The following is a 25,374-nucleotide window of genomic DNA, read 5'->3' as shown; positions in this document are numbered from 1 at the left end:
ATTAAACCTTGATTTTTTATGGTTTGGAGAGATACCCAAGTGGCTATAAGGGGACCCTCTGCTAAGGGGTTAGACTGCGTAAGCGGTGCGAGGGTTCGAATCCCTCTCTCTCCGCCATTTGTACAAGCTTATCTGTGGCGGCGTAGCTCAGCTGGCTAGAGCGTACGGTTCATACCCGTGAGGTCGGGGGTTCGATCCCCTCCGCCGCTACCATAACATTTCGGAGGCTTAGCTCAGCTGGGAGAGCATCTGCCTTACAAGCAGAGGGTCGGGGGTTCGATCCCCTCAGCCTCCACCATGATCTTTACTTGAAACATCATAGTTTACACCGTGCCGGTGTAGCTCAATTGGTAGAGCAACTGACTTGTAATCAGTAGGTTGGGGGTTCAAGTCCTCTCGCCGGCACCATTTTCTTGCGGAGCCGTGGTGTAGAGGCCTAACATGCCTGCCTGTCACGCAGGAGACCGCGGGTTCGAATCCCGTCGGCTCCGCCATTTATTTGAATATTTCCACCGTAAAGTGGGAAAGTGTTCAACTTCACCGCTTTATTTTTTTGGGATTTTACCGTGTAATTTATGGCTCGGTAGCTCAGTTGGTAGAGCAGAGGACTGAAAATCCTCGTGTCGGCGGTTCGATTCCGTCCCGAGCCACTTTTATGCTTCCAGCATCATATTGGACTGAACTGGACAGCATAATTCATATGGAGGCTTAGCGAAGTGGCCAAACGCAGCAGACTGTAAATCTGTTCTCTGACGAGTTCGGTGGTTCGAATCCATCAGCCTCCACCAGTTTTTATGAGCCATTAGCTCAGTTGGTAGAGCACCTGACTTTTAATCAGGGTGTCGAAGGTTCGAGTCCTTCATGGCTCATGATCAAAGCCGTTAACCTTAGGGTTGACGGCTTTTTTGCGCTTAAGGCAGGACGAGGAGTTCGGTTTGCTTCGGCGGTTATGATAAAATGAGTCTAATGAACTCGAAAACGCATGGAAAGAAAGGCTACGCTATGGAGATCAAATTGCTAAAGCAACAAGTGGAGAGCGTCATCGGTACGTCGCTGTCGGAGAGCGTTTGGGAGGCAAAGGACTGGAACGATGTTGTTAGAGCAGCGAATTCCTCGGAGCCCGGGCCATATCGCGTGGACGAACGATGGGTATGGTTCGTGGAACATCAACAAGGAAGCGTACGCGTACTTGAATCGGAGGCTGCCACAGTAACGGAGTCTGAGGCCCGATTGATTCAAATGCTCCTGACTGCTGCCCGAGAAACGGCAACCCCCTCACCTAACTTGAAGCGGGAGGATGAGATGCGCAGCATCCAGCTGGGCGAATGGCTGGAGGAGCGTTTGGAGCAAGGGGAGCTGACCCAGCCGCTGCCTGATCACTTGACCTTGAAGGTGAAGCTCAAGGGAAGGATGTTGCCCTTTTTGCTGAATTGGGAAAGTTCGGGGCAAGGACAGGCCATTTCATTTTCGAAGTTGAACAAGCTGTTGAAGAGTTACTTCGGAGGCGAAGTGATCCTGGCTCCGCTAAAAGAAGCTTGGCTGATTCTGCTGGGCGAAGAGCTGTTTATGAGCCTGCGGGAGGAGAGCGAAGAGGCGGCGGAAACGGAACGTGACTTGATGGCAGCTTTATGCCAAGGCTTATACGAGCTTGTGACGAACGAATGGGTTGGAGGATTTCACCTTACGGTCGGAAGTGCCTTAATTGCTGAGACCGAATTGGTCTCCGCCACGTTGTTCTTGCGTCAGACGTTGGCCCTCGGCCGGATGTTTAATGTAACGGCCCCCATCCATTTTCCCTGGGAGCTGAGGCTGGAGCGGCTGGTGTACAGCATACCGGAGGAGCAACGCCGGCAATTTGCTTTGGAGCTTGGGGATCGCGCAGATTTGCTGCAGGATGAGGAGATACGGACCACGTTGGAGACTTTTTTTGCGTTGGATTGCAATGTGAGTGAAACCGCGAAACGGCTATATATTCACCGAAACACGTTATTATACCGGATAGATAAATTCAAACAGGAAACTGGGCTGGATGTAAGAACGTTTAACGACGCGGTTTTGGTCAAGTTGGAGCTGCTATTGTATAAAGTGACGAAAAGGCTTTAAGATTTTTGTGCAGTTTGTGGATGGATGGGCAGCCCCCTATCGTCTAATATATAAATATAAAATGTATCCGATTTCATAAAAGTCATAGAACCAATACCCTAATACCACCAAATTTAAGTAATGGGAGGACGAAGACATGGCAGGCGTACGTTTAGAACACATTTACAAAAAATACCCGGGTGCTGCTAAAGCAACCGTAGAAGACATCAACCTCGATATCAAGGATAAGGAATTCCTCGTACTGGTAGGACCTTCCGGTTGCGGTAAATCCACAACGCTTCGGATGATCGCTGGTTTGGAGGAAATTACCGAAGGTAAATTGTACATCGGCGACCGCGTCGTAAACGACGTTGCTCCGAAAGACCGCGACATCGCGATGGTATTCCAATCCTACGCGCTGTATCCGCACATGAACGTATATCAAAACATGGCGTTCGGTTTGAAACTTCGTAAAGTGAAGAAAGACGAAATCGACCGTCGCGTTCGCGAAGCGGCAAAAATCCTCGACATCGAGCATTTGCTGGATCGCAAACCGAAAGCTCTTTCCGGTGGTCAACGTCAACGGGTTGCCTTGGGCCGCGCCATTGTCCGCGATCCTCAAGTGTTCCTGATGGACGAACCGCTTTCCAACTTGGATGCTAAGCTGCGCGGTCAAATGCGCGCGGAAATCACGAAACTGGTTAAACGTCTGGAAACGACTTGCATCTACGTAACACACGACCAAATCGAAGCTATGACGATGGGTGACCGGATCGTCGTTATGCATGACGGTATCATCCAACAAGCTGCTTCTCCAGAAGAGCTGTACAACCAACCAGGCAACATTTTCGTAGCTGGCTTTATCGGCTCGCCTACGATGAACTTCGTCAACGGTACTTTGGTGGAAGAAGCGGGCACCGTTCGTTTCAAAGCTACCAACATGGACGTTGTTGTGCCTCAAGGCAAAGCAACGATCCTGAGAGACAAAGGCTACATCGGCAAAGACGTTATCATGGGCATTCGTCCTGAGGACATCCATGAAGAGCCAGTGTTCCTGGAAGCTTCGCCGCAAACGACATTTACTGCTAACGTGTATCTGACGGAAAACCTGGGTCACGAAATGCAATTGTACCTGAACGGTGCAGGCAGCGACGGTTTGATCGCTCGTGTGGACGGCCGTTCCAATACACGTGAAGGCGACAACGTTAAACTGGCGATCGATATGAACAAAATTCATATCTTCGACAAAGAAACAGAACGCAACGTGTTCTTCAGCTAATCCGTTAAGCGATGAAGAAACCGCCCTTCGGGGCGGTTTTTTTGTTAATCGGGAGCAAGAAGCGGCAGTTGGACGATCCCTGGGTGGCACTCGGCCCAATGATTGATTTACGTGACAATTTCCTATACGATGAATACATTAAGTGATCTCGTACAAAGATGAATAAATGCCAATAAGGCAGCTGATATCGGAGCCGGAGCCCGTTGTTGACGGGCAGCCTCATTTTGAATGCCGGCAGGGGAAAGGAAGAGCACCATGGCTAAAAAAGTGAAAGTATCCGAATTAGTGAACCAATTCGGGCTCGAGGTGGTTTCCGGAGAGCAGGGTTTAAAACGTGCGATCACGGTCGACGATTTGTATCGTCCGGGCCTGGAGATGGCCGGGTATTTTGAATACCATCCGCCGGAGCGCGTTCAGATTCTGGGGAAAACGGAGCTGGCCTTCTTCGAGATGCTTCCAGAGAAGGAACGGAAAGATCGGATGGAACGGCTATGCAGCAGCGAGGAGACGCCCTGCATCATCGTCACCCGCTCTTGGAAGGTTCCAGAGGAACTGATTGAGATCAGTTCAGAGAAGCAGATTCCGGTCCTTCGTAGCAGTATGGCGACGACGATCCTGTCGAGCCGGATCACCAGTTTCCTAGAACGGAAGCTGGCACCAACCGCAACGATTCACGGGGTCCTTGTTGACGTCTATGGCGTTGGGATGCTGATTACCGGCAGCAGCGGGATCGGGAAGAGTGAAACGGCACTTGAGCTGGTTAAGCGCGGTCACCGCCTGATTGCGGACGATGCCGTAGAAATCCGACAAACGTCGGATAACCAATTACACGGTACGGCACCTGAACTCATTCGCCACCTGCTGGAAATCCGCGGTGTGGGGATCATTAACGTCATGACGTTGTTTGGTGCCGGGGCCATCCGCAACAACAAGCGAATTTCGTTGGTCGTGAGACTGGAAGCCTGGCAACAAGAGAAGCAGTATGACCGATTAGGTCTGGATGAAGAGACAACGCGGATTATCGATACTGATGTGCCGCTGGTGACGATCCCGGTACGTCCTGGACGGAACTTGGCCGTGATTATCGAGGTAGCCGCGATGAACTTCCGTTTAAAGCGAATGGGGTATAACGCCGCGCTGCAGTTTACGACAAAACTGACCGAAACGATTTCGGAAGATATCGACGATTTGGAGTAGGAGCGTGAACGATGGGCACTTTGTTATTAGACCCGATCGCTTTTTCCATCGGGGGCTTGAAAGTACACTGGTATGGCCTGATTCTGGGCTGCGCGGCTTTGGTCGGCCTTTTGTTAGCCGTTTCGGAAGGGAAGCGGTTTCGCATCCCTCAGGAGTTTTTTATGGACTTGCTGTTATTGGGTGTACCGTCGGCGATTGTCGCCGCGCGGATTTATTACGTCGCGTTTATGTGGGACGATTACAAGGATAACTTCTGGGATGTATTTAAAATCTGGAACGGCGGTATCGCCATTTACGGGGCGCTGATCGGCGCGATCATCTGCGCGGTGATCTATGTTCGGCGTCGCGGCTATAACTTCTGGCGGATCGCTGATATTTGTGCGCCTTCCCTGATTGTGGGGCAGATGATTGGGCGCTGGGGGAACTTCGTGAACCAGGAAGCTTATGGCGGACCAACAACGGAGAGCTTCCTTCGCGACAACCTGCATTTACCTTCATTTATTGTGAATCAAATGAACGTGCAGGGGACATTCCATCACCCGACGTTTCTGTATGAATCGTTGTGGAACCTGGTGGGCTTGATCTTGCTGATGATTTTGCGCAGACAGAAATTTTTGCGCGCAGGGGAATTGTTCGCCTCGTATTTCATCTGGTATTCGATCGGACGATTCTTCATTGAAGCGTTGCGGACGGACAGCTTAGCGTTCCAGGGAGCATCCTGGCTAGCGTCGTTCGTGAATGGGCTATGGACGCCAATGACCTGGCTTGGATTCGAACAAGGGTATCTGGCGCCTTCTTACGGCAACGTTCGCATTTCCCAGCTGCTTGCCTTGGGCATTGTGGTTGCGGCGATCATCTTCATTATCGTACGTCGCAGTACCGTTCGTGACCTGCCGTATTACAGTGATCCTATTATATCTACGAAAGCCGCCGCAGCGGATGCTTTGCCGGTAACGGGTGGAGCGGCTGAATCTGAGCAAGCGAAGCTGTCTAAGACGGAGGAAACGACTGTGGAGGAGTTGGCGGAAGCGCCGGAAGACAAGAAGGAGTAGCAGCCACATGATAAACACCGTGTTATTTGATCTTGATGGAACGATCATCGATACCAATGAACTGATCATTACAACCTTTTTGCACGTCATTGATAAGCATGGCTTCCAGCCGCGCACGAGAGAAGAAATTATCCCGCATATGGGACAAACGTTGGAGCACCAGTTGCAAGTGTTCTCAGGCCGTGAGGATGTAGCGGATCTGGTGGCAGATTACCGGAAATATAACCGGGAGCGTCATGATGAACTGATCCGTGAATTTCCGCAAGTGAAGGAAGTGATCTCCGATCTGCACGAACGGGGGATCACGATGGGGATTGTCACGACGAAGATTAAGGAGACGACGATGCTCGCCTTAAACATGTTCGGGTTAAAACCGTATATGAAATCGATCGTGACGGTGGAGGATGTCAAGCATCCGAAGCCGCATCCGGAGCCGATTCTAACGGCGTTGCGCGAGCTGGGCGCTGATCCTAAGCACACGTTGATGGTGGGCGATAGTGCAGCCGATCTGCAATGCGCGAAGGCGGCGGGTGTGCAGGCGGCCGGTGTAGCCTGGTCGTTAAAAGGCGAGGCGGTGCTGCGTCAGTATAATCCGGATTACATCCTCCAAGAGATGAAAGATCTCTATGGGATCCTAGGCTTGGAGCCGGTGAGATCGTGAGACGAGTTAAGCGTTATCCGGTTGAAGGACCCAACGCACTCTGGCAGTTGTACCGGACGGTAAGCCCGTGGAAGGGCGTCCGGAACTTTATTTTTATCCAAATCGCCCGGTATTGCCCGATATTATCGCTGAAGAATGCCATCTACCGTCGGGTTCTTGGCATGAAGGTAGGCGAGCATACCGCGTTTGGGTTGATGGTGATGGTGGATGTGTTTTTCCCGGAGCTGATTACGGTTGGACGCAATTCGGTGATCGGGTACAACACGACGATTCTCGCCCATGAGTATTTGATCAAGGAATACCGCTTGGGTGAGGTGCGGATCGGCGATGAGGTGATGATCGGTGCGAACAGCACGATCCTCCCGGGCGTGACCATCGGAGACGGGGCGGTCGTCGCCGCCGGATCGGTGGTACATAAGGACGTGGCTCCGGGCGCGTTTGTCGGCGGCAACCCGCTGCGGGTGCTGGAGCGGAAGAATCCCTAGTTGATGCAGGCATGCCTCATGTCATCAGGAGCCCGATGTGGCCCAACCCACATCTGCTGATGCGCTAACGCTGATCAGGAGCGCTATTGTGACGATTTTGGTGCGATGAAACTTCTAACGACGCTGAGCAGCGCTATTTCGAAGAAAACACTTGATTTCGGCAGCAGAATGGAACAATAAGCATGGTGGTCAGCGTTAGAATCGTAAAACGTTGATTTTGGCTGATATAAGCTTTGTGGTAAGCGTTAGATGCTAAGCTGCCGTTCCTCTGTCTGGGGCAATCGAAGTCCGAAGGCATGAGGTGCGGCGACGATGTCGCGGAGTAAATCTGAAAGTCTACGCGGCAGCTACGGACACCAGCGTAAAAAAGCGGTCCTGAGCCCGGCAATTTGCCGGATGGGACCGCTTTTGTGTGTTACTTTAGAGGGATTTTGAATTCTTGGGGTTTATAGGAACTGTCGAAGTCTTCCATTATGGTAATGTGCAAGGGCTGGACATAATCGCGTTTCTCTATTTTGAAGCGAATCGTTTCGTTGTCCCCATCCAGTGAATACATGGGAGAGTGCTCATCTTGAAGGATACGATAAACGGATTTGGCTTGATTGTCGTTGAAGTACTCGTCCACGGTATAAGGCTTACTTAAATGATTATCCGGAGTTGGGTTCATATGGAGAACCAATTCGATGACATTTTCGTGTTCAAGTACCTCCACTTGTTTGACGGACGGATCAAGAATGAAAAGCTGCTCCTTATCTGCATCTACCCACAGGCTAAAGGATCTCTGTTTCAAAGGATAGACGCCAAAATTATCAATTTCGAGTGTCACTTCTTTCCAATCCTTGTCATAGATACTCTCAAATTCAAGTCCGGTAAGAAACGCATCGGGAGATCCCTTCTGATAATCATAGATCAGGCTTCGTAGCGGGGCATACCGTCGGAATTCTGCTTCGCCTTCTCCACCTAAATATAGTTTGGCTTTAACAGGTTGGGACATCCATTGATTCACGCTCTTCTGAGGCTTGAACAGGATCGTCGTACTCAACGGGCGGATAACTATTTGATCAATCGTTAATGATTGGCCGTAGATAGTCGCGATTTGGTTAACTGGAACGGTCTTCTTCATTCTGGTATAAGGTCGGCTGTTCCATTCAATTGGTATTTGGCTGATAGGCTTCTCGTTGGATTCCTCCGTACCTACGGATAACACCAGACGATTCGGTGCATCGGGATCTTCGATATTTAATGTGTACTTTAAATGGGTGACAGAGCCGACGGGATACGTACCAACGGGAAGAAACACAGGTAAATGATCAAATGTATTTCCATGAGCATCTAATAGCCACAAATGAATGTCGTTATCGAGTTTTTTTCGCATCTACATAACTTGGGATCGCATCGGTAGAACTCGCGGTAGTGGTTATTGAACCGACAAGAGGTATTCCGCCATGCCAGATGAATAACATCAGCATACAAACCGCGATCACCCCGGCAGTTCCAGAGATCCATGCCCACCCTCGGTGCACACGCCATCTGCTACGGAGGCTTCGCCCCTGTTCTAGACCACGCTGGATCGCAGCGTCCAGTTTCTCGTCTAGGATTTGCTTCTCGGCTAGACGGATCCCATCAAAATAACAGGCAAGCTGGTCTTCCTCCCGATCAACCATAATACAATTCACCTCCCACATGCATATGGCGGCGAAGCTGCTTGAGGCCCTGATGCAGCCAGGTCTTAACCGTCCCCTCCGGACAGTCCAGCACCCGGGCAATCTCCGTTAAGGTCATGTCTTGATAATACTTCAAGGTGAGGACATGGCGATATTTTGGCTTAAGCTGGTCCAGCGCGGAGTCCAGATCCATTTTGAACACGCTCACCATTTCTCCCTTTGTTTGCATTCGCTCTGCCACGTACGGAAGAACCCGTTTCCGCCTTTTCAATTCGTCGATGCAGCAATGAACCAAAATTCGGATCAGCCATGGAATAAAAGCCTCAGGGTCCTTTAAGCGCCGACATTTGATCCAGGCCTTGCACACCGTTTCCTGGATGGCCTTCAGAGCGTCCGATTCATTGCGTAAATAGCTGTAAGCAATGCCGTAGAGCTTACGCCGGTGCAGGGATATTAACTGATAAAAGGCTTGTTCGTCTCCGCTGCAGGCAGCGGCAGCCCATTCTCTCTCTTCCAATTCGGGCTCCTTCCTTCCCATGTAAAATGCAGCGAAACAGGGTTACCGGCCGGTAATTTGATTCCCTATGTAAAGACGGGCAAGAAGGCCAAACGGTTTTATGATCGTCCAACTTTTGGTATAGTGAAGAGAGTGCTAGAGAAACTTTTCTCAAGCCCAGACGTCTAGTAGTACATAAATCAGGCTTCTTCTTAATTATGAACAGGGGTTGGTTGAGTGAGCAAGGTGGTCAAGGAACGTTTGCCGCAGCTGGACATCTTTCGCGCGTTAGCGATCTTCAGCGTCATCCAGGTGCACGCTTCATCGTTCGCGGCGGCAGAACAAGCGCTGAATTCACCGGTCTACTACTTTTATAATTGGATGAACATTTTCTTTAAAATCGGCACCCCGTCGTTTATCCTTCTCAGCAGTTTCGTCCTTTTTTACAATTATTACGATCAGCCGATTAGTCGCAAGCTGGTAAGCAAATTCTACAAGAAGCGTCTGACCTATATCATCTTGCCCTATCTACTGGTCTCCTGTTGTTATTTCATGTTAATAGCTATTTACCGCAACGATTTTGTCAATAACTCCAAGATGTATGAATTGAAGTCGCTGGGGACGGCACTGCTGACCGGCACGGCCTACACCCACCTCTACTTCGTATTTATCAGCATTCAGTTCTACCTGTTGTTCCCGCTCTTCTTGTGGTTATTCCAGTCCTTTCGGAATCGCCGCTTCTTGCTTGCGCTTATTTTACCTTTTGGTCTTGCGCTGCAGTGGGGCTTCGTATTCTGGAACAAATATCAGCTGCATCTGCCGAATAAAGGGAGCTACGCACTGAGCTATATGGGGTATTACATGTTAGGTGCGGTGCTGGCGATTTTCTTCAGCAAACTTAAGGGTTGGCTGAATACGGACTGGAAGGAAATGACCAAATCCCAAAAGGGATGGACCGCCGCGTTGTGGATCGGATGGCTGGCCGTTGCCTTCGTTCATGTCCAGATCTGGTATGTATACCGCCAAGGTTATGCTTCTCCCAACACCTTATGGTTTGAATTGTTATGGAACGTTCACACGATGTTCTCGGCGTTAGTGCTGCTCAAGGCGGCATTTTACATTCAGAGAAAAGGCTCGGCCTTCTGGGTTCGGACGCTGACCCGGGTGGGTGAGCTCTCCTTCGGGATCTATTTGTTTCATCCCGTCGTGTTGTTCGCGTACCGGCTCTTCTGGAATGAACAACGGCTGCCCGGTGCTTCCTATGGCTACCTGATTTATATCATCGTCGGTTCCCTGGCAGCTCTATTTCTTTCGTGGGGGTTCGTGCAGTTGTGCTTCCGGCGGCTGCCGTTTGCCGCGTGGTTTCTGGGGAGTGTACCGGCTTCCTTACGCAAAAATAAACCGTCCGGACCGCAGGAAAGCGGACAAAGTCCATCCGTTGGCGCAAATATGTAACTTCGATCAGTTGAACCGGTCCGGGCGTACCCGGCCGGTTTTTTTGTATGGATCGAGAGATCGCAAGGGTTTTGACCCTCGCTTGGGGAATACTGTAGGGCAGGCTAAATCGAGAAGTCGACCGGGGAGAAGCAATTGACGGTCTAAAAGGAATTATGATAAAATTGGGCTACTCTTTAATTTGGTAGTATGGTAGTACTTTAATATAATAAAGAAATTTCACATAAGAGAGAAAAAACGGTGAGGTGAAACAATTGTCGAAACCAAAAGGCTTTGAAAAACCGGCGGGTGTCCGCGATTATCTGCCTTTTGCCGTGGATAAGCTGCGGGCGATCGAACGGCGTGTGCTGGATTGCATGGCCGGCTGGGGATACCGGCAAATCATGACGCCTACGATGGAATATTACGATACCGTGGGCGTAGCCAGCTCGACGTCGGATCAGAAGCTGTTTAAATTGTTAAATAACCGGGGGACCACGATGGTACTCCGTTCCGATATGACGGCACCTATCGCCCGAGTCGTCGCTTCGTTGTTGAAGGAAGAGCCGTTGCCGCTTCGCTTGTCGTATCACGCTAACGTATTCCGGGCGATCGAGGAAGAGGCGGGACGGGAAGCGGAGTTTTATCAAACCGGGGTTGAATTGGTAGGAGATGATTCTCCGGATGCGGACGCCGAGGTGATCGCCTTGGCAGTGGCCTCGCTGCAGGCTGCGGGCGTGAAATCATTTAAGATCGCTGTCGGGCATGTCGGCTTCCTGAACGGTTTGCTGGAGGACGCGGTCCCGGGACGGGAAGATATTCAAGAGGCTTTAAAGGCTGGGCTACTGCATCGCGATTTTGTAGGTTATCGGGAAACACTCTCCCAGTTGTCTCTCTCGCAAGAGCAGCGTGACGAGCTCGAAGGGATTCTCCGTCTGCGCGGCGGGAAAGAAATCTGCGGCCAAGCACTGGAGCTGAGCCGCAATCCCTTGGCCCAATCCTCGGTTCAACATCTGAGCCAGGTGTGGGATGCCTTGGAGGATTTTGGCGTGGCCGAACATGTGATGATCGACCTGACGATGATTGGAGATTTCTCCTACTATACGGGGATGACGTTTGAGGGTTATGCCGCAGAGCTGGGTTTCCCGGTGTGCAGCGGCGGGCGGTATGACAATCTGCTGCAGCAGTTCGGACGACCTGCGCCGGCTACGGGATTCTCACTGAAGACGAACCGGATTCTCGACGGAGTCGGCGGGCTGGAGACGGAACCGGAGCTGCCGGTGGTGCTGCAATATGATGTGCCGAACCGGAAACGGGCGTTTGCTGAAGCGGAGCGGCTGCGCAGTGAAGGCTGCAGCGTGCTAATGCGCCGTGCGGAGGGGCCGGAGGATCTGCTCAGTGCGCCGGAGTCGGTGCGGAAGGCGGGGCCGCTGGGACCGGCATACGGCGATATCCTGACGTTTGTCAGCTTTGAGTGAAGGCAGCTGCCTGAAAAGGAGGGCACAATCCATTGAAACAAATTATTAAAGTCGCTATGCCCAAGGGGCGTATTTATAAAAAAGCTTCCGCCTTGTTCCGCGAGGCGGGAATCGAGATCCCAGACGATGTGGATGAAACGCGCAAGCTGGTCATTCCGCTTCCGGACATCGGCATGGAGTTCATTCTCGCGAAGCCGGTAGACGTGCCGACTTACGTGGAATACGGGGTAGCTGATATCGGGATCGTTGGCAAAGACGTACTGATGGAGGAAAATCGAGACGTCTACGAGCTGCTTGACCTGGGCATCGCTCGTTGCCGCATGTCAGTTATTGCGCTGCCGGATTGGAAGCCGGGGATTCAACAGCGGGTCGCAACGAAGTATCCGAACGTAGCGTCGCAGTTCTTCCGCGAGCATGGGCAGCAGGTTGAGGTCATTAAGCTGAACGGCTCGATTGAGCTGGCGCCGCTCATCGGCCTTGCCGACCGGATCGTCGATATGGTGGAGACCGGGCAGACGCTGAAGGAGAACGGATTGGTTGAGTTGGAGAAGATCTTTGACATCACCAGCCGTTTAGTTGCGAACCGTGTCAGCTATCGGATGAAAAACGCTGAAATTCAGGCCGTGTGTGATGCGCTGAGCAAGGTGATTCAACGGGATGAAGTCTCGCAGGCTTGAGATTGAGGCAGGTTAAGGCAGATACGAGAACTTATAAGGATGAAGAAAGCAGGGGGATGCCGGATGATGAAACTAATATCGGCACAGGATTTTGATTTGCGGCGGGAAGCGGAATACGGCTCGCCGGAGCGAAACGAAGCGGTGAAAGCGATCGTCCAAGCGGTGAAAGCGGAAGGGGACGCGGCCTTGCTCCGGTACACGGAGCAGTTTGACGGCATGAAGTTGGAGGCGTCCGGGCTGCGCGTGACGAAGGAGGAGCTGGAAGCGGCGTATGCGGCCGTGGAGCCGACGTTCGTGACGGCGATCCGGGGGGCGGCCGAGAACATCCGGGCGTTCCACGCCCGGCAGAAGCGCAACTCCTGGATGGATTTGCAGCCGGACGGGAGCTTGCTGGGACAAATCATCCGACCGTTAAAGCGGGTCGGCGTGTACGTTCCCGGCGGGAAGGCGGCCTACCCGTCTTCCGTGCTCATGAACGTGATTCCCGCACAGGTGGCCGGCGTGCCGGAGATCGTGATGGTGACGCCGCCGGCGACGGGCGGCAAAGCCGGGATCGACCCGTACATCCTCGTGGCCGCAGCGGAAGCCGGCGTACACGAGATCTATCGGGTCGGCGGGGCCCAAGCGATTGCGGCGCTCGCTTATGGCACGGACGCGATCCGGCCCGTTGATAAGATCTGCGGGCCGGGGAACATTTACGTCGCGCTGGCTAAACGCGAAGTATACGGTGTCGTCGATATCGACAGTATCGCCGGTCCTAGTGAAATCGCCGTGCTGGCCGATGACAGCGCCGATCCCGCCTATGTGGCGGCGGATCTGTTGTCCCAGGCCGAACACGACGAGATGGCGTCGGCGATCCTCGTGACGCCGTCGGAGGCGTTTGCGAAGGCGTGCCAGGCCGAGATGGAGCGGCAGCTGGCCGCGCTGCCGCGCAAGGCGATCGCCGGAGCTTCGATCGAGCGCTACGGCGCGATCATTCTCGTCGATACGGTGGAAGCCGGGATCGACGTGATTAATCAGCTGGCGCCGGAGCATTTTGAGCTGATCGTGGACAATCCGATGAGCTATCTGGGGCAGGTGGAAAATGCCGGGGCGATTTTCCTCGGACCGTACAGCTCGGAGCCGGTGGGGGATTATTTTGCCGGTCCGAACCATATCATTCCGACCAACGGCACGGCGAGATTCTCGTCACCGGTGGATGTGGACGATTTTATTAAGAAATCAAGTCTGATTTACTATAGCAAGGAAGCGCTGCTGGAGAACGGAGCAACCATTATGGAGCTGGCGCGGCGGGAAGGGCTGGAAGGCCATGCCCGGGCGATCGAAATCCGGCTGCAGCAAGAAGGAAAGGCGGGGAACGAAGATGGCAGGCAACAATAACGGGGGAGCGGCGCCACGCCAAGCGAGCATCAGCCGCACAACGAACGAAACGGATATTCAACTGACCTTTGCGGTGGATGGGAGCGGGAACGCGCAGTTGGAGACGGACGTGCCTTTTTTGAACCATATGCTGGATTTGTTCACGAAGCACGGACATTTTGATCTCTCGGTTCAGGCGCGCGGCGATATCGAAATCGACGACCACCACACGGTGGAGGATATCGGTATCTGTCTGGGTCAGGTGATCCGGGAGGCGCTAGGCGATAAAAAAGGGATCAAACGTTATTCCAGCGTGTTTATTCCGATGGACGAGGCGTTGGCGCAAGTGGTGATTGACGTCAGCAACCGTCCGCATTTCGAATACCGGGCGGAGTATCCTTCGGACCGGGTGGGCAGCTTTGACGTTCAGCTTGTCCATGAGTTTCTGTGGAAGCTGGCGCTGGAGGCGCGGATTACGCTACACGTGATCGTGCACTATGGCCAGAACACGCATCACATGATCGAGGCGGTGTTCAAAGCGCTCGGACGGGCGCTTGACGAGGCGACGAGCATTGACCCGCGCGTCAGCGGGGTGCCGTCGACGAAGGGAGTGCTGTAGCCGATGAAGATTGCCATCGTCGATTACGGGATGGGCAACCTGCACAGCGTGAGCAAGGCGGTGGAGCGCCTCGGCTACGAGGGTACGATTACCGGAGACGAGGCGCAGATTCTGGCGGCGGACGGCGTGCTGTTGCCGGGCGTCGGGGCTTTTGGCGACGCGATGAAGCATCTGCGCGCGTCGGGCTTGGACGCCGTGGTGCGGCAGGCGGCCGCTGGGGGGACACCGCTGCTCGGCATCTGCCTCGGGATGCAGCTGCTCTTCGGCGAGAGCGAAGAGCATGGGCGGAACGAGGGGCTGGGCTTGCTGCCGGGCCGAGCGGTGCGGTTTGCGGGCACCGACGGGTACAAGGTGCCGCATATGGGCTGGAACCGGCTGTCGTTCCTGCAGCCGGAGAACCCGCTGCTCGCCGGGCTGGAAGAGGGACATGTGTACTTCGTCCACTCTTATCACGTGTTGGCGGAGCAGCCGGGGGATGTGCTGGCCGTGACCGACTACGGCCATCCGGTGACCGCCATCGTCGGCCGCGGCAACGTCTTCGGGATGCAGTTCCATCCCGAGAAGAGCGGCGAGCTCGGCATGGCGTTGCTGCGCAATTTCCTGACGCTGGTGGAGCGGCAGGGGTAATGCCGCGAGATCGACACGCATGATGCAGTAAGCGCCAGCTAGATGCGATGAAGCGTCCGGTGTGCTTGGAGCGTTTGATGGTTGGGGGCGAATGGCGTACTGGTTGCACACGAAGCGCCCCCCGACGCAACTGCCAGCGGCGAACGCGGCTTCGCATGGAGCCATCCGAGGTTAGCGGTAATTTATGGCCTTATTTTTGCGGGTAGACAGGCTTAGCGGAGGATTAGCGGTAAAAAGTGGCGTTATTATGGAGCAAATCGCTCGAGTGCTGGGGTTTTGGCTGAAATAGCGCCTTGAAATACCGTTATTTTCACTGAGTGGCATGATTGCGTTGAAATAACGCCATAAATTACCGCTATTTTGAAACGGGATATGTAGCTTTGACACGGAGCATTACGCACCATTACGGAATATAACGGGGCAGTGCGGAGCATTCAAACATTCATTTAACGTAGTCTTTAACCATGAACGGCGGGAGGTAGGAACATCATGTCATCTTTTATTATTTATCCGGCTATCGACATTCGCGGCGGAAAGTGTGTGCGGCTGGTCCAAGGCGATTATGATCGTGAAACGGTGTATAACGCGAACCCGGTTGAGGTGGCCCGTTCTTGGGAAGCCCAAGGCGGGTCGTTTATCCATTTGGTCGATTTAGACGGCGCGAAGGCGGGGCATCCGGTCAATGATGAGCTGATCGGAGAGATCGCTCGCACCGTACAGGTGCCGGTCCAGGTTGGCGGCGGCCTGCGGACGCTGGATGACGTTAAGCGGCTGTTGTCGCTTGGCGTGAGCCGGGTCATTCTAGGTACGGCGGCGATTGAGGACCGGGTGTTCACTGAGGCGGTGCTGGGCACCTACGGCGATAAAGTCGCGATCGGCATCGATGCCCGAAACGGCTTCGTCGCGACGCGCGGTTGGCTGGAAACCTCCGAGGTTCAGGCGGAAGTGTTAGCGAAGGAACTCGCGGCCAAAGGGGCGGAGACGTTTATCTTCACCGATATCTCCCGTGACGGGATGATGCAAGGGCCTAACGTTGAGGCGATTTTGTCTCTGGCCCAGGCGTCCGGCAAGACGGTAATTGCCTCCGGCGGCGTCACGGTGCAGGACGATTTGCTGCGCCTCGCTGCCCACAGAGATCAAGGCATCGGCGGAGCTATCGTTGGCAAGGCGCTGTACACGGGGAATATTGATTTGGCTCAGGCGATCGAGGCGATTGGAGCTTTGAATCGTTGATCTCGAAATCAACGAATAGACGAATTACGGAAAGGAAGTCGAACCAGCATGCTCGCAAAGCGAATTATTCCCTGTCTGGACGTGAAGGACGGGCGGGTCGTCAAAGGCGTGAATTTTGTGAAACTGCGCGATGCCGGTGATCCGGTGGAGCTGGCCGCGTTGTATGATCGCGAGGGGGCGGATGAGCTCGTCTTTCTGGACATTTCCGCATCGCATGAAGGCCGGGCAACCATGATCGAGGTGGTGAAGCAAACGGCCGGCGAAATCGCCATCCCGTTTACGGTGGGCGGCGGGATCTCCCAGGTGGAGGATATGAAGCGCCTTCTTCGGGCCGGGGCCGATAAGATCGGCATCAATACGGCGGCGGTCGTTAATCCAGAGCTGATCTCGGACGGGGCACGCCGTTTTGGCTCCCAATGCATCGTTGTGGCTGTAGATGCCAAATATAACGCCGAGTGGGGCGAATGGGAAGTGTACACCCACGGAGGACGCAAACCGACGGGCATCCGTGCGCTGGAGTGGGTACGGGAAGCCGAGAAACGGGGCGCCGGGGAAATACTGCTGACGAGCATGGACGCCGACGGCACCAAGGACGGGTTTGATCTGCCGCTGACCAGTGCGGTCAGCCGGGCGGTAGGGATTCCGGTCATCGCCTCGGGCGGGGCGGGGAAGACGGAAGATTTTTACGAGGTATTTACCGAAGGACTTGCGGATGCGGCGTTGGCGGCGACGATTTTTCACTATAAAGAAATTGCCATACCGGATTTAAAACAGGAGTTAAAAGCCAAAGGGGTGGAGATACGATGACCGCAGAAAATCAACAGACCCTGCAACTCTCGCTTCCGATCGAAGCGTTGGAGCAGACGGTGAAGTGGGATGCAGCCGGTCTTGTGCCGGCCATTGTCCAGGATGCGCGCAGCAAGGAAGTGCTAATGCTGGCCTACATGAACCGCGAGTCGCTGCGCAAATCGGTGGAAACCGGCCAGACGTGGTTCTGGAGCCGGTCGCGCGCGGAGCTGTGGAACAAAGGGGCGACCTCCGGCAACACGCAGCAGATCACGGCCTTGAAGTATGATTGTGACGGCGATACGCTGCTCGTTGAGGTCATTGCGAACGGGCCGGCTTGCCACACGGGAGAGCCTACGTGCTTCTATCGCACGGCTGCTGCTGCCTCTACGGGATCGGGGAGCGGTGCCGATGAACGGTTCAAGGTGCTGGCTGAGCTGGAGCAGTTGATTGCGGAGCGTTATACCGAGCGTCCCGAAGGGGCGTACACCACGTATTTGTTTGAAAAAGGTCTCGATAAAATCCTCAAAAAGGTCGGCGAAGAAACCGCCGAGTCAATTATCGCAGCCAAAAACGGCGATAACGATGAGCTGCGTTACGAAGTCAGCGACCTGATCTACCATCTGCTGGTGTTGCTGCGTGAGCGCAATTTGCCGCTGGATGAAATTATGCAGGAGCTGGAGCGGCGTCATGAGCGGCCGCGGCGTGACTAAAGCGGAGGGGTGAAAAGATGCTGATCGACTACCATACCCATCATGAACGCTGTGGTCATGCCGCTGGCGCACTGGAGGATTACATCCGCCGAGGGATCGAGATCGGGTTGTCCCAGCTGGGCGTCTCTGACCATATGCCGCTGCTGCATGTGGATCCGGCTGCCTATTATCCGGAAATGGCAATGCCGATGGAGGAGCTGCCGCGGTACGTGGAGGAGGCTTTTCGCCTGAAGGAAAAATACCGCGGGCAGATCGATGTACGCGTCGGCCTGGAAGGCGATTATATCGAAGGCTGGGAGGAGCAAATCGAACGCATCATCACAGCATATCCGTGGGATTATGTGATCGGTTCGGTGCATTTTCTCGGGGAATGGGATGTATCGGATTTCCGCCAGGTCCACAACTGGGAAGGCAAGGATGTGTTCGCGGTATATGCGCAATACTATGATGCCGTGACCAAAGCGGCGCAAACCGGGTTTTACGATTTCCTTGGCCACCTCGACGTCATTAAGCGGTTTGGGTACAAGCCTGGGCCGGAGCTGGAGCAAGAGACGATTGAGCTGGAGCGGCGGGCCTTGGCTGCCGTGAAAGAAGCCGGGATCGCGATCGAGCTTAATGCCTCGGGACTGTCGAAGCCTTGTGCGGAGATGTTCCCTAGCGAGCGGATCTTGCAGGCGGCCATCGAGATGGGGATCCCGCTGACGGTGGGGTCGGATGCCCATGATCCCCAGAAGCTGAGCGAACATTTGGATCAAGCGCGAACGCTGCTGTATAAACTGGGAGTGCGGGAGTTGGCGACGTTCAAGGGACGTCGGCGGACGATGATTCCTTTGGAAGCAGATAAGTAAGAGCCCCAAAGCCATGGCTGGAAATTGCTGGACGCCCCGATCGAATCCATGTACGATAATAGTGTAGGGATGTCCAAGTCTTAAATGTCATAAATAAGGATTCGGGAGGATGTTATGGAAGCCAAAATGCGCATGTTTTCCGGTTCGTCCAATCCGAAGCTGGTATCGGATATCTGCAGTCGACTCGGGATCGAACCCGGGAAGGTGAAATTGTCGCGCTTCAAAAGCGGAGAAATTTATGTGCATTATGAGGAAAGTATCCGTAATTATGACGTATTTCTCGTACAGTCGCTATCCCATCCGATTAATGAGATGTTCGTCGAGCTCCTGGTGATGATCGATGCGGCCAAGCGGGCTTCCGCCCGCACGGTGAACGTCATCATGCCTTATTACGGCTACGCCCGGCAGGAGCGTAAATCCGCGCCGCGGGAACCGATTTCGGCTAAGCTGCTCGCTGATGTGCTGACGACGGCTGGGGCGAGTCGGGTCGTGACGATCGATTTGCACGCGCCGGCGATTCAGGGCTTCTTCAACATTCCGGTCGATCATCTGACCGCGTTAGACTTGATGACCGATTACCTGCGGGCCCAGCAGATTCCGAATCCCGTGATCGTCTCGCCGGATGCGGGACGGGCCTCGATGGCGGAGAAGCTGGCCAACGGACTGGACTCGCCGTTTGCCATCATGATTAAGAAGCGTCCCGCGCACAACCAGTCGGTGATCACGCATGTGATCGGCGACGTGGCCGGGCATACGCCGATTATTATCGAGGATTTGATCGACACTGGCTCCACCATTGTAAACGTTGTCGAAGGGTTAAAGGAACGGGGCGCGGAGGACGCCTATGTGTGCGCAACGCACGGGCTCTTCTCGGACAATGCCCTGGAGAAGCTGAAGCATCCCAATATCCGGCAAGTGGTCGTCACCGATTCGATCGCGCAGCCGGAGCTGCATTCTCCCCATGTGCAGGTGCTCTCAGTAGCGCCCATGCTAGCCCGGGCGACGCAGTTCATTCTGGAGGGCGGGTCGATTGCCGCTTTGTTCAAAGATCGAGGCATTTAGAAGTCCAACATCATTCAAGTAAAAAGCCAAGCCGCTGAAGAAGCGGCTTTTTTGTTCACGAGTTATTGGTTCCTACGCTTCTTAGCAGCTTTGGCTTCGGCGGCCAGGCGGTTTTCCGCCGCGCGGAAGAGAACGATGCGGCGAATCAGATCCAACGGCAGCGGCTGGTCCAAGGGAAACTGTACTGACCCTTTCCCGCCTTTGTAATGGGACAGTTCCTCCGCAAATTCCTTAGTACCGTTGGGGGTTGGGTAAAAACCGATATGTTTCTTAAACGCTGCGAAATGCACCAGGATTCTGCCATCGGTTTCAAAGGTCGGCATTTGATAGCTGATCCGCTCGATTGCGTTAGGCGCAACCTCCTGAACCAGCTTACGGATTTGCTGCAATCTGTCCTGAGTGCCGTTTTTTTCTGAAAAAAATGGACCAGAGGATGTAAATCACCAGTGCGAATATCAATAAGGCAACAACCGTGTTTTCCCAAACGAACTCCATAATGGAAATAGCTCCTTTCTCTGCAAATATCTCAAATTATTCGCCTGCGGAGAGCGGATTTCCTTCCAGTAGCGGCGTATCCGTTATTTTCCGATTGGATTCCCCGTGGGAGGACAGCTTCTCCTATGTTATACTGTGGAATGGAGAGTTTACCTGAAACTTACGGAAAGTAGACTTGGAAGAATGAAATCAAAGGAGGTGCCTTGCTTGAAGGAAAGAAAGCGACCGGCTAAAACCCAGCGGGGGAAAGTGCTGCCGATCTCGATGGATGCGGGATTTTTCTTCGAGAGAGCCGTTTCTTCGTTGGACCGTTATCGCTACGACAAGGCATTAAAATATTTCCGCAAAGCCGTAGAATACGAGCCGAACAACCCGGTGAACCACTGCAATATGGCCGGGATTCTATCGGAGATGGGGGACTATGCGGCATCCAATGAGGTGCTCCAGACCGTGCTGGAGGAGATCGACCCGTCCATGACGGAATGTTATTTCTATATGGCGAACAATTACGCCAATATGGATATGTTTGAAGCGGCCGAAGAAGCGCTCATCCGCTATTTGGAGGAGGATGAACAGGGGCAGTTCCTGAGCGAGGCCGAGGAGATGATCGACCTGCTGCAATACGAGCTGGACCGCCCAACGAAATTAAAGAGCATCAAATCGCGGCATGGCGTCTATGAGCACGATCAGGCGCGTGCGTTGCTAGAAGAAGGTAAGTTCGCTCAAGCCGTCAAAATGCTGGAGGAGCTGGTGCAGAGCCTTCCCGATTTCCTGGCGGCCCGTAACAATCTCGCATTAGGGTATTACTACCTGGGATTGTTCCACAAGGCGGTGGAAACCGTGGAAGAGGTGCTGGTGAAGGATCCCGGAAATTTGCACGCCTTATGTAATCTGGCGATTTTTTATCAGCATGCTGGAAACCGCGAGGCGCTGGAAGAGTTGGCCGGCCGATTGGAAAATATCGTTCCTTTCCACCAAGAGCACGTGTTCAAGCTGGCGACAACCATGGGCATCTTGGGGCGGCACGAAGCGGCCTTTGGCCATTTTATGCGGCTGATGCGCGGGAATGAGACGAACTTGGATGCCAGCCTGTATCACTATGCCGCGGTGGCTGCCTACCATACGGGACGGAAGGCTGAAGCCGAGCAGCTATGGAATACGGCGAAAAGGCTGGATCCGAAATCGAGCGTGCCGGGCTATTATTTGAATATTCTGTCCCAGGAGCGTGAGCATCCCGAGGCGGAACCGGTTCCTGTCAATTATCAGTACCTGCTTCCGTTCGAGGAGCAAATGAAGCGGTGGGAGGCTTCAGAAGAAGGAATCCCGGCCGAGATGAAAGAGAACCCGCTGATTCGTTCCTCATTCTTCTGGGCGCTGCGCCACGGGGACAACAAAACCAAGCTTCAAGTCATTCAGGCGATGGGCCTGATTGCTGACCGGGAGGTTGAGGAGGCGCTGCAAGCCTTCTTGCTGGAGCCGGAGGAAGATGCGTATTTGAAGGAAATGGCTTTGTTCGTGCTCCGCAATCTCGGCGTGAACCAGCCGCTGCCGGTTCGTTCCGGTGCGACGACAACGCTGGTCGATCCAAGCCGGGTGACCACGCAGCTGCCGGTATGGCGGAGCGAGTGGCAAGCGGTTGTGGATTTGGCTCTGGAGCGGATGAAGCGGAGCTTTGATCTTCAGCAGCAGCATGATATGGAGACGTTGTGGGCGGATTTTCTCACCCGGTTATATCCGGATACGCCAACGGTCTCCCATTTGGAGGGCTGGGCCGCGGCACTTGAATACTTGACGGCCAAAATGCACGGACAATCCGTCACTTACGAGCAGGTGGCGCAGAAATACAATATTTCCGCCTCTACGGCACGCCGTTATGTTCAACGGGTGGATGAAGTATGCGGCGTGAAGGAGAAGCTCGCGGAGATTTTTCCTTCGGTCCAATAGTTTGATGGGTAAAGCAGGTCCAACTTGGGGAAAATTTGATGGAGTATTCCATTTACATAGGAATCGACGGGTCGAGCTATTTCCTAGGAACCAAGGAGGTACGAGCGTATGCACAAAGTATTGGTGATTGGAACGGGGCCGGCCGGATTAACGGCGGCGATTTATTTGGCGCGGGCGAATCTGAGCCCGGTGGTGATCGAGGGATTGGAGCCGGGCGGCCAGTTGACCACGACGACGGAAGTGGAAAATTTTCCTGGCTTTCCGGAAGGAATTATGGGCCCTGAGCTGATGGATAACATGCGCAAGCAAGCGGAACGGTTTGGTGCAGAATTTCGGAGCGGCTGGGTGGAGAAGGTGGATTTCTCCAAGCGGCCGTTTCAAGTGACGCTGGAAGGCGGTCAGGTGCTAGAGTCCGAATCGGTAATTATATCGACCGGGGCATCGGCGAAATATCTGGGTATCCCAGGCGAGCAAGAGAACGTGGGCCGAGGGGTTAGTACCTGCGCGACCTGCGACGGGTTCTTTTTCCGCGGCAAAAAACTCCTCGTCGTCGGAGGCGGTGACTCCGCTATGGAGGAGGCGAACTTCCTGACGCGATTCGCGACCGAGGTAACGATCGTGCATCGGCGGGAGGAGCTGCGCGCCTCCAAAATCATGCAGGATCGCGCCAAAGCCAACGAGAAAATCCGCTGGGCGCTGAACCGTACACCGTTGGAAGTGGTGACGGATGAGGGCGGCGTCAAAGTGAAGGGCCTGAAGGTGCGGAACAATGCCGATGGTCAGGAGGAGCTGCTGGAGGCCGACGGGGTGTTCGTGGCGATTGGTCATACGCCAAACACGAAGTTTCTCGGCGGCGCAGTGGAGACCGACGAACACGGCTATATCGTTGTGAAGCCGGGAACCACGGAGACGAACGTGCCAGGGGTATTTGCTTGCGGCGACGTACAGGATACGCGTTACCGCCAAGCGATCACCGCGGCGGGGTCCGGCTGCATGGCGGCCATGGACTGCGAGAAGTTCCTGGAGGGCAGCATGGTGCATGATTGGAGCGGCCCGACCGGGAGTTAAAGTTGGGGAAGGAATCACGGGGGAAGTCAGGGGATGTCACTTTGCCGTCCTAAATGTATGCGAAAAATCAAGTATATTTTGGGGATTTCGGCGATTTCAAAGGATTGTATATGAAATTTCATACAGATTTTGCCGATCCCACCCCAAACTCCAAGAATCTATATGAAAAATCGAATACAATTCGGATTTTTGATCGTCAAACGCGTGGATGTATGCGAAAAATCGAATAGATTGCATCCCGAAAATAACTCATAAGGACGCCGACCTCGGCGTCCTTTTGCACGTCTCACGTGTGTGCTTAAATCCAACCGTTCTCTTCGGCGAGGCGGACCGCTTCGATGCGGCTTTTGACCTCCAGCTTGTTCAAAATTTCGGAAATATAATTGCGGACGGTGCCGTAGGACAAGTGCAGGGAAGCCGCAATCTCGCTGGCGGTGCAGCCTTTGGCGGCCAGCCTCAGAATCTCCTGCTCGCGGGCGGTCAAGGGATTGTCCCGGCGGAGACTGCCGAAGACCAGCTCCGGCGAAGCCTCGCGGTGGCCGGCCTTCACCCGCCGGATCGCTTCCGCCAGCCGATCGCTGGATTCATCCTTGAGCAGGTAGCCTTGGACGCCGGTTTTCACCGCCCGCTCGAAGTAGCCCGGCCGCGCGAACGTCGTCAGGATGATAACGCGGCACGGCGATCCCTGGGCCTGCAGCCGCTCGGCCACCTCCAGTCCGCTCATCAGCGGCATCTCGATGTCCATTAGGCAGACATCGGGGCGCAGCTTCTCGATGAGCGCCAGCGCCTCCGCGCCATCCCCTGCCTGACCGACAACCTCGAGGTCGTCCTCCAGATCGAGCAGGGAGGCCAGCGCTCCCCGCAGCATACGTTGATCCTCGGCAATGACGATGCGAATCATGCGGTTTCACCTTCTTTGGCAGCTTCTTTCACGATCAGCGGGATGGTGATCTGCAGCCGAGTGCCCCGGCCGGAGCCGGCCTCGGAACCGTCCGAGCCTTCCAGGCTCCCCGCTCCGACGGTTAATGTGCCGTCGATCAGCGACAACCGCTCGGCCATGCCCTTCAGGCCGTTGCCCGCGGCGCTGTTGCCCGGCAGCGAGGACACCCCGTCGCTGCCCACTTTCCGCGAGGACAACCCGATCCCGTTGTCCTCGATCTGCAGCCGCACCTCCGCCGGTGCGGTCTCGATCGTGACGGCGCAGCGCGTGGCCCGGCTATGCTTGACGATGTTCGTCACCGCCTCTTTAATGCAGAGGCTGACGATGTTCTGCGTCAAGTCCGACACGCCGGTCAGCCGCGGATCGCCTTCTACGTCAAAGGCGATGTCGGCCGCACGCAGGATCTCGCCGGCTTCCGCCAGCGCCTCAGCGACGGTGATCGCCCGCATGTCGGAGACGAGCTCCCGCACTTGCCGCAGCGCGGCCCGGGAGGTGCGCTGGATCTCCCGCGCCTCGGCTTGGGCCCGTTCGGCGTCTTTGGCGGCGAGCTTCTCGACGAGCTGGCTTTTGAGCGTGATCAGGGATAAGGTATGCCCAAGCGTATCGTGCAAATCGCGGGCGATTCGCATGCGTTCCTCCCGCTTGATCAGCTCCTTAATCTGCTCGTTCGCCCGGTCGAGCTCCTGCTCCAATTGCTGCCGTCTCGCCATCGAACGGATGCCGTAAGGCATCACCAGCATGATCACGAGGAAGGGCATCATGAACGGCAGGTCGCCGGCCACCAGATCCCGGGCGCCGAACAGGAGCGACAGCACCTCCACCGCAGCAAAGCAGGAAATGGCGACATGGAACTTCTTGTGATCGGTGTACCAACCGATAAAGTTCGAGGTGAAGAAGCCCAAATAGAAGTTATACGGGCTATAGAACATGCAGAGCGCGAGGATGAGTGCCATTTGCAGCGCAAGCCAGAGGTTAAATACTTTGCCGGTAACCCAATATAACTGGCGGTAGGTCACGGCAAACAAGACGATCATCGCGCAGCCGATCCACAGCTTGATTCCATGCTCTCCCCGAATGTTGAAGAAAGGAAGAACCAAGTAGATCGGCCAGATGTAGGGGAACCAGCCGTATTTTTTCGGAAACCATTCGAACTCGAACTTGCCGAACCGCATTTG

Annotated in this window: 24 protein-coding genes and 8 tRNA genes; 27 read left to right on the top strand and 5 right to left on the bottom strand. The window is 54.4% G+C overall.

Translation table 11 applies throughout. From position 1 onward, the window contains the following. The first annotated feature begins 25 nt into the window (after positions 1-25). The 14 genes from POTG_RS11705 (at position 26) to POTG_RS11640 (ending at position 6,756) form a co-directional block, all read left to right on the top strand. A tRNA-Ser gene (locus tag POTG_RS11705) sits at positions 26-117 on the top strand. Positions 118-136: 19 nt separating this feature from the next. Continuing rightward, positions 137-213: transfer RNA gene (locus POTG_RS11700), tRNA-Met, on the top strand. A gap of 9 nt (positions 214-222) precedes the next feature. After that, positions 223-298 (top strand) — tRNA-Val (locus tag POTG_RS11695). A gap of 34 nt (positions 299-332) precedes the next feature. Beyond that, a tRNA-Thr gene (locus POTG_RS11690) sits at positions 333-408 on the top strand. Positions 409-417: 9 nt separating this feature from the next. Then, positions 418-494: transfer RNA gene (locus tag POTG_RS11685), tRNA-Asp, on the top strand. Between the two features lie 83 nt (positions 495-577). Continuing rightward, a tRNA-Phe gene (locus POTG_RS11680) sits at positions 578-650 on the top strand. 52 nt (positions 651-702) lie between these two features. Then, positions 703-788, top strand: a tRNA-Tyr gene (locus POTG_RS11675). Between the two features lie 8 nt (positions 789-796). Then, positions 797-869: transfer RNA gene (locus POTG_RS11670), tRNA-Lys, on the top strand. A 133-nt stretch (positions 870-1,002) separates the two neighbouring features. Then, positions 1,003-2,103: a PucR family transcriptional regulator gene (locus POTG_RS11665; protein ID WP_036645119.1), complete on the top strand. Its 1,101-nt coding sequence runs from the start codon at positions 1,003-1,005 to the stop codon at positions 2,101-2,103. A 136-nt stretch (positions 2,104-2,239) separates the two neighbouring features. Then, complete coding sequence (locus tag POTG_RS11660) at positions 2,240-3,361, top strand: ABC transporter ATP-binding protein (protein ID WP_009225032.1); 1,122 nt, start codon at positions 2,240-2,242, stop codon at positions 3,359-3,361. 255 nt (positions 3,362-3,616) lie between these two features. Further along, a complete protein-coding gene (gene hprK, locus POTG_RS11655) occupies positions 3,617-4,558 on the top strand; it encodes an HPr(Ser) kinase/phosphatase (protein WP_009225031.1) in 942 nt (313 codons plus the stop codon). Between the two features lie 11 nt (positions 4,559-4,569). Then, positions 4,570-5,610 carry a prolipoprotein diacylglyceryl transferase gene (gene lgt / locus POTG_RS11650; RefSeq protein WP_009225030.1) on the top strand — a complete coding sequence of 347 codons (1,041 nt, stop codon included), beginning with the start codon at positions 4,570-4,572 and terminating at the stop codon, positions 5,608-5,610. 7 nt (positions 5,611-5,617) lie between these two features. Beyond that, a complete protein-coding gene (ppaX, locus tag POTG_RS11645; RefSeq protein ID WP_036645086.1) occupies positions 5,618-6,271 on the top strand; it encodes a pyrophosphatase PpaX in 654 nt (217 codons plus the stop codon). Then, on the top strand, positions 6,268-6,756 hold the full coding sequence (locus tag POTG_RS11640; RefSeq protein WP_009225028.1) for an acyltransferase: 489 nt from the start codon (positions 6,268-6,270) through the stop codon (positions 6,754-6,756). Before ppaX ends, POTG_RS11640 begins: the two co-directional genes overlap by 4 nt. A gap of 415 nt (positions 6,757-7,171) precedes the next feature. Here the strand turns inward: POTG_RS11640 and POTG_RS11635 are convergent, their stop codons facing one another. Together POTG_RS11635 and POTG_RS11625 are read right to left on the bottom strand one after the other, a co-directional pair. After that, positions 7,172-8,131 carry a hypothetical protein gene (locus POTG_RS11635; protein ID WP_009225027.1) on the bottom strand — a complete coding sequence of 320 codons (960 nt, stop codon included), beginning with the start codon at positions 8,129-8,131 and terminating at the stop codon, positions 7,172-7,174. Between the two features lie 281 nt (positions 8,132-8,412). Further along, complete coding sequence (locus tag POTG_RS11625) at positions 8,413-8,937, bottom strand: sigma-70 family RNA polymerase sigma factor (RefSeq protein ID WP_009225026.1); 525 nt, start codon at positions 8,935-8,937, stop codon at positions 8,413-8,415. A gap of 216 nt (positions 8,938-9,153) precedes the next feature. Here POTG_RS11625 and POTG_RS11620 point away from each other — a divergent pair, with 216 nt between their 5' ends. The 11 genes from POTG_RS11620 (at position 9,154) to POTG_RS11570 (ending at position 19,752) form a co-directional block, all read left to right on the top strand. Next, a complete protein-coding gene (locus POTG_RS11620; protein ID WP_009225025.1) occupies positions 9,154-10,371 on the top strand; it encodes an acyltransferase in 1,218 nt (405 codons plus the stop codon). 254 nt (positions 10,372-10,625) lie between these two features. After that, positions 10,626-11,828 (top strand): ATP phosphoribosyltransferase regulatory subunit, encoded by a 1,203-nt coding sequence (locus POTG_RS11615; protein ID WP_009225024.1) that lies wholly within the window; start codon positions 10,626-10,628, stop codon positions 11,826-11,828. A 56-nt stretch (positions 11,829-11,884) separates the two neighbouring features. Further along, positions 11,885-12,505: an ATP phosphoribosyltransferase gene (hisG, locus tag POTG_RS11610; RefSeq protein WP_397376636.1), complete on the top strand. Its 621-nt coding sequence runs from the start codon at positions 11,885-11,887 to the stop codon at positions 12,503-12,505. A 66-nt stretch (positions 12,506-12,571) separates the two neighbouring features. Continuing rightward, a complete protein-coding gene (gene hisD / locus POTG_RS11605) occupies positions 12,572-13,885 on the top strand; it encodes a histidinol dehydrogenase (protein WP_036645116.1) in 1,314 nt (437 codons plus the stop codon). Next, positions 13,869-14,483, top strand: coding sequence for an imidazoleglycerol-phosphate dehydratase HisB (gene hisB / locus POTG_RS11600; protein ID WP_009225021.1), 615 nt, complete (start codon positions 13,869-13,871; stop codon positions 14,481-14,483). Before hisD ends, hisB begins: the two co-directional genes overlap by 17 nt. A 3-nt stretch (positions 14,484-14,486) precedes the next feature. Next, positions 14,487-15,110 (top strand): imidazole glycerol phosphate synthase subunit HisH, encoded by a 624-nt coding sequence (gene hisH, locus POTG_RS11595; protein ID WP_009225020.1) that lies wholly within the window; start codon positions 14,487-14,489, stop codon positions 15,108-15,110. A 489-nt stretch (positions 15,111-15,599) separates the two neighbouring features. Further along, on the top strand, positions 15,600-16,343 hold the full coding sequence (gene hisA, locus POTG_RS11590) for a 1-(5-phosphoribosyl)-5-[(5-phosphoribosylamino)methylideneamino]imidazole-4-carboxamide isomerase (protein WP_009225019.1): 744 nt from the start codon (positions 15,600-15,602) through the stop codon (positions 16,341-16,343). A 48-nt stretch (positions 16,344-16,391) separates the two neighbouring features. Continuing rightward, positions 16,392-17,150 (top strand): imidazole glycerol phosphate synthase subunit HisF, encoded by a 759-nt coding sequence (gene hisF / locus POTG_RS11585; protein WP_009225018.1) that lies wholly within the window; start codon positions 16,392-16,394, stop codon positions 17,148-17,150. After that, positions 17,147-17,842 (top strand): bifunctional phosphoribosyl-AMP cyclohydrolase/phosphoribosyl-ATP diphosphatase HisIE, encoded by a 696-nt coding sequence (gene hisIE, locus POTG_RS11580; protein WP_009225017.1) that lies wholly within the window; start codon positions 17,147-17,149, stop codon positions 17,840-17,842. Before hisF ends, hisIE begins: the two co-directional genes overlap by 4 nt. Positions 17,843-17,859: 17 nt before the next feature. After that, positions 17,860-18,690, top strand: coding sequence for a histidinol-phosphatase HisJ (gene hisJ, locus POTG_RS11575; protein ID WP_009225016.1), 831 nt, complete (start codon positions 17,860-17,862; stop codon positions 18,688-18,690). A gap of 114 nt (positions 18,691-18,804) precedes the next feature. Further along, positions 18,805-19,752 (top strand): ribose-phosphate diphosphokinase, encoded by a 948-nt coding sequence (locus POTG_RS11570; RefSeq protein ID WP_009225015.1) that lies wholly within the window; start codon positions 18,805-18,807, stop codon positions 19,750-19,752. A 62-nt stretch (positions 19,753-19,814) separates the two neighbouring features. On the opposite strand, the gene POTG_RS11565 is transcribed toward POTG_RS11570, so the two are convergent. Continuing rightward, complete coding sequence (locus tag POTG_RS11565) at positions 19,815-20,141, bottom strand: iron chaperone (protein WP_009225014.1); 327 nt, start codon at positions 20,139-20,141, stop codon at positions 19,815-19,817. A 313-nt stretch (positions 20,142-20,454) separates the two neighbouring features. On the opposite strand from POTG_RS11565, the gene POTG_RS11560 reads away from it, so the two are divergent. After that, positions 20,455-22,191, top strand: coding sequence for a tetratricopeptide repeat protein (locus POTG_RS11560; RefSeq protein WP_009225013.1), 1,737 nt, complete (start codon positions 20,455-20,457; stop codon positions 22,189-22,191). 108 nt (positions 22,192-22,299) lie between these two features. Next, positions 22,300-23,259: a thioredoxin-disulfide reductase gene (gene trxB / locus POTG_RS11555; RefSeq protein WP_009225012.1), complete on the top strand. Its 960-nt coding sequence runs from the start codon at positions 22,300-22,302 to the stop codon at positions 23,257-23,259. A 298-nt stretch (positions 23,260-23,557) separates the two neighbouring features. Here trxB and POTG_RS11550 read toward each other — a convergent pair whose 3' ends face one another. Next, on the bottom strand, positions 23,558-24,160 hold the full coding sequence (locus tag POTG_RS11550) for a response regulator transcription factor (protein ID WP_009225011.1): 603 nt from the start codon (positions 24,158-24,160) through the stop codon (positions 23,558-23,560). Further along, positions 24,157-25,371 carry a sensor histidine kinase gene (locus POTG_RS11545; RefSeq protein WP_009225010.1) on the bottom strand — a complete coding sequence of 405 codons (1,215 nt, stop codon included), beginning with the start codon at positions 25,369-25,371 and terminating at the stop codon, positions 24,157-24,159. The genes POTG_RS11550 and POTG_RS11545 overlap by 4 nt, the downstream gene beginning before the upstream one ends. Between the last annotated feature and the right edge of the window lie 3 nt (positions 25,372-25,374).

The organism is Paenibacillus sp. oral taxon 786 str. D14 (assembly GCF_000159955.1).
Lineage (GTDB): Bacteria > Bacillota > Bacilli > Paenibacillales > Paenibacillaceae > Fontibacillus > Fontibacillus phoenicis.
The sequence above is the reverse complement of the archived record's forward strand: the minus strand, read 5'-3'. Positions and strand labels throughout refer to the sequence as shown.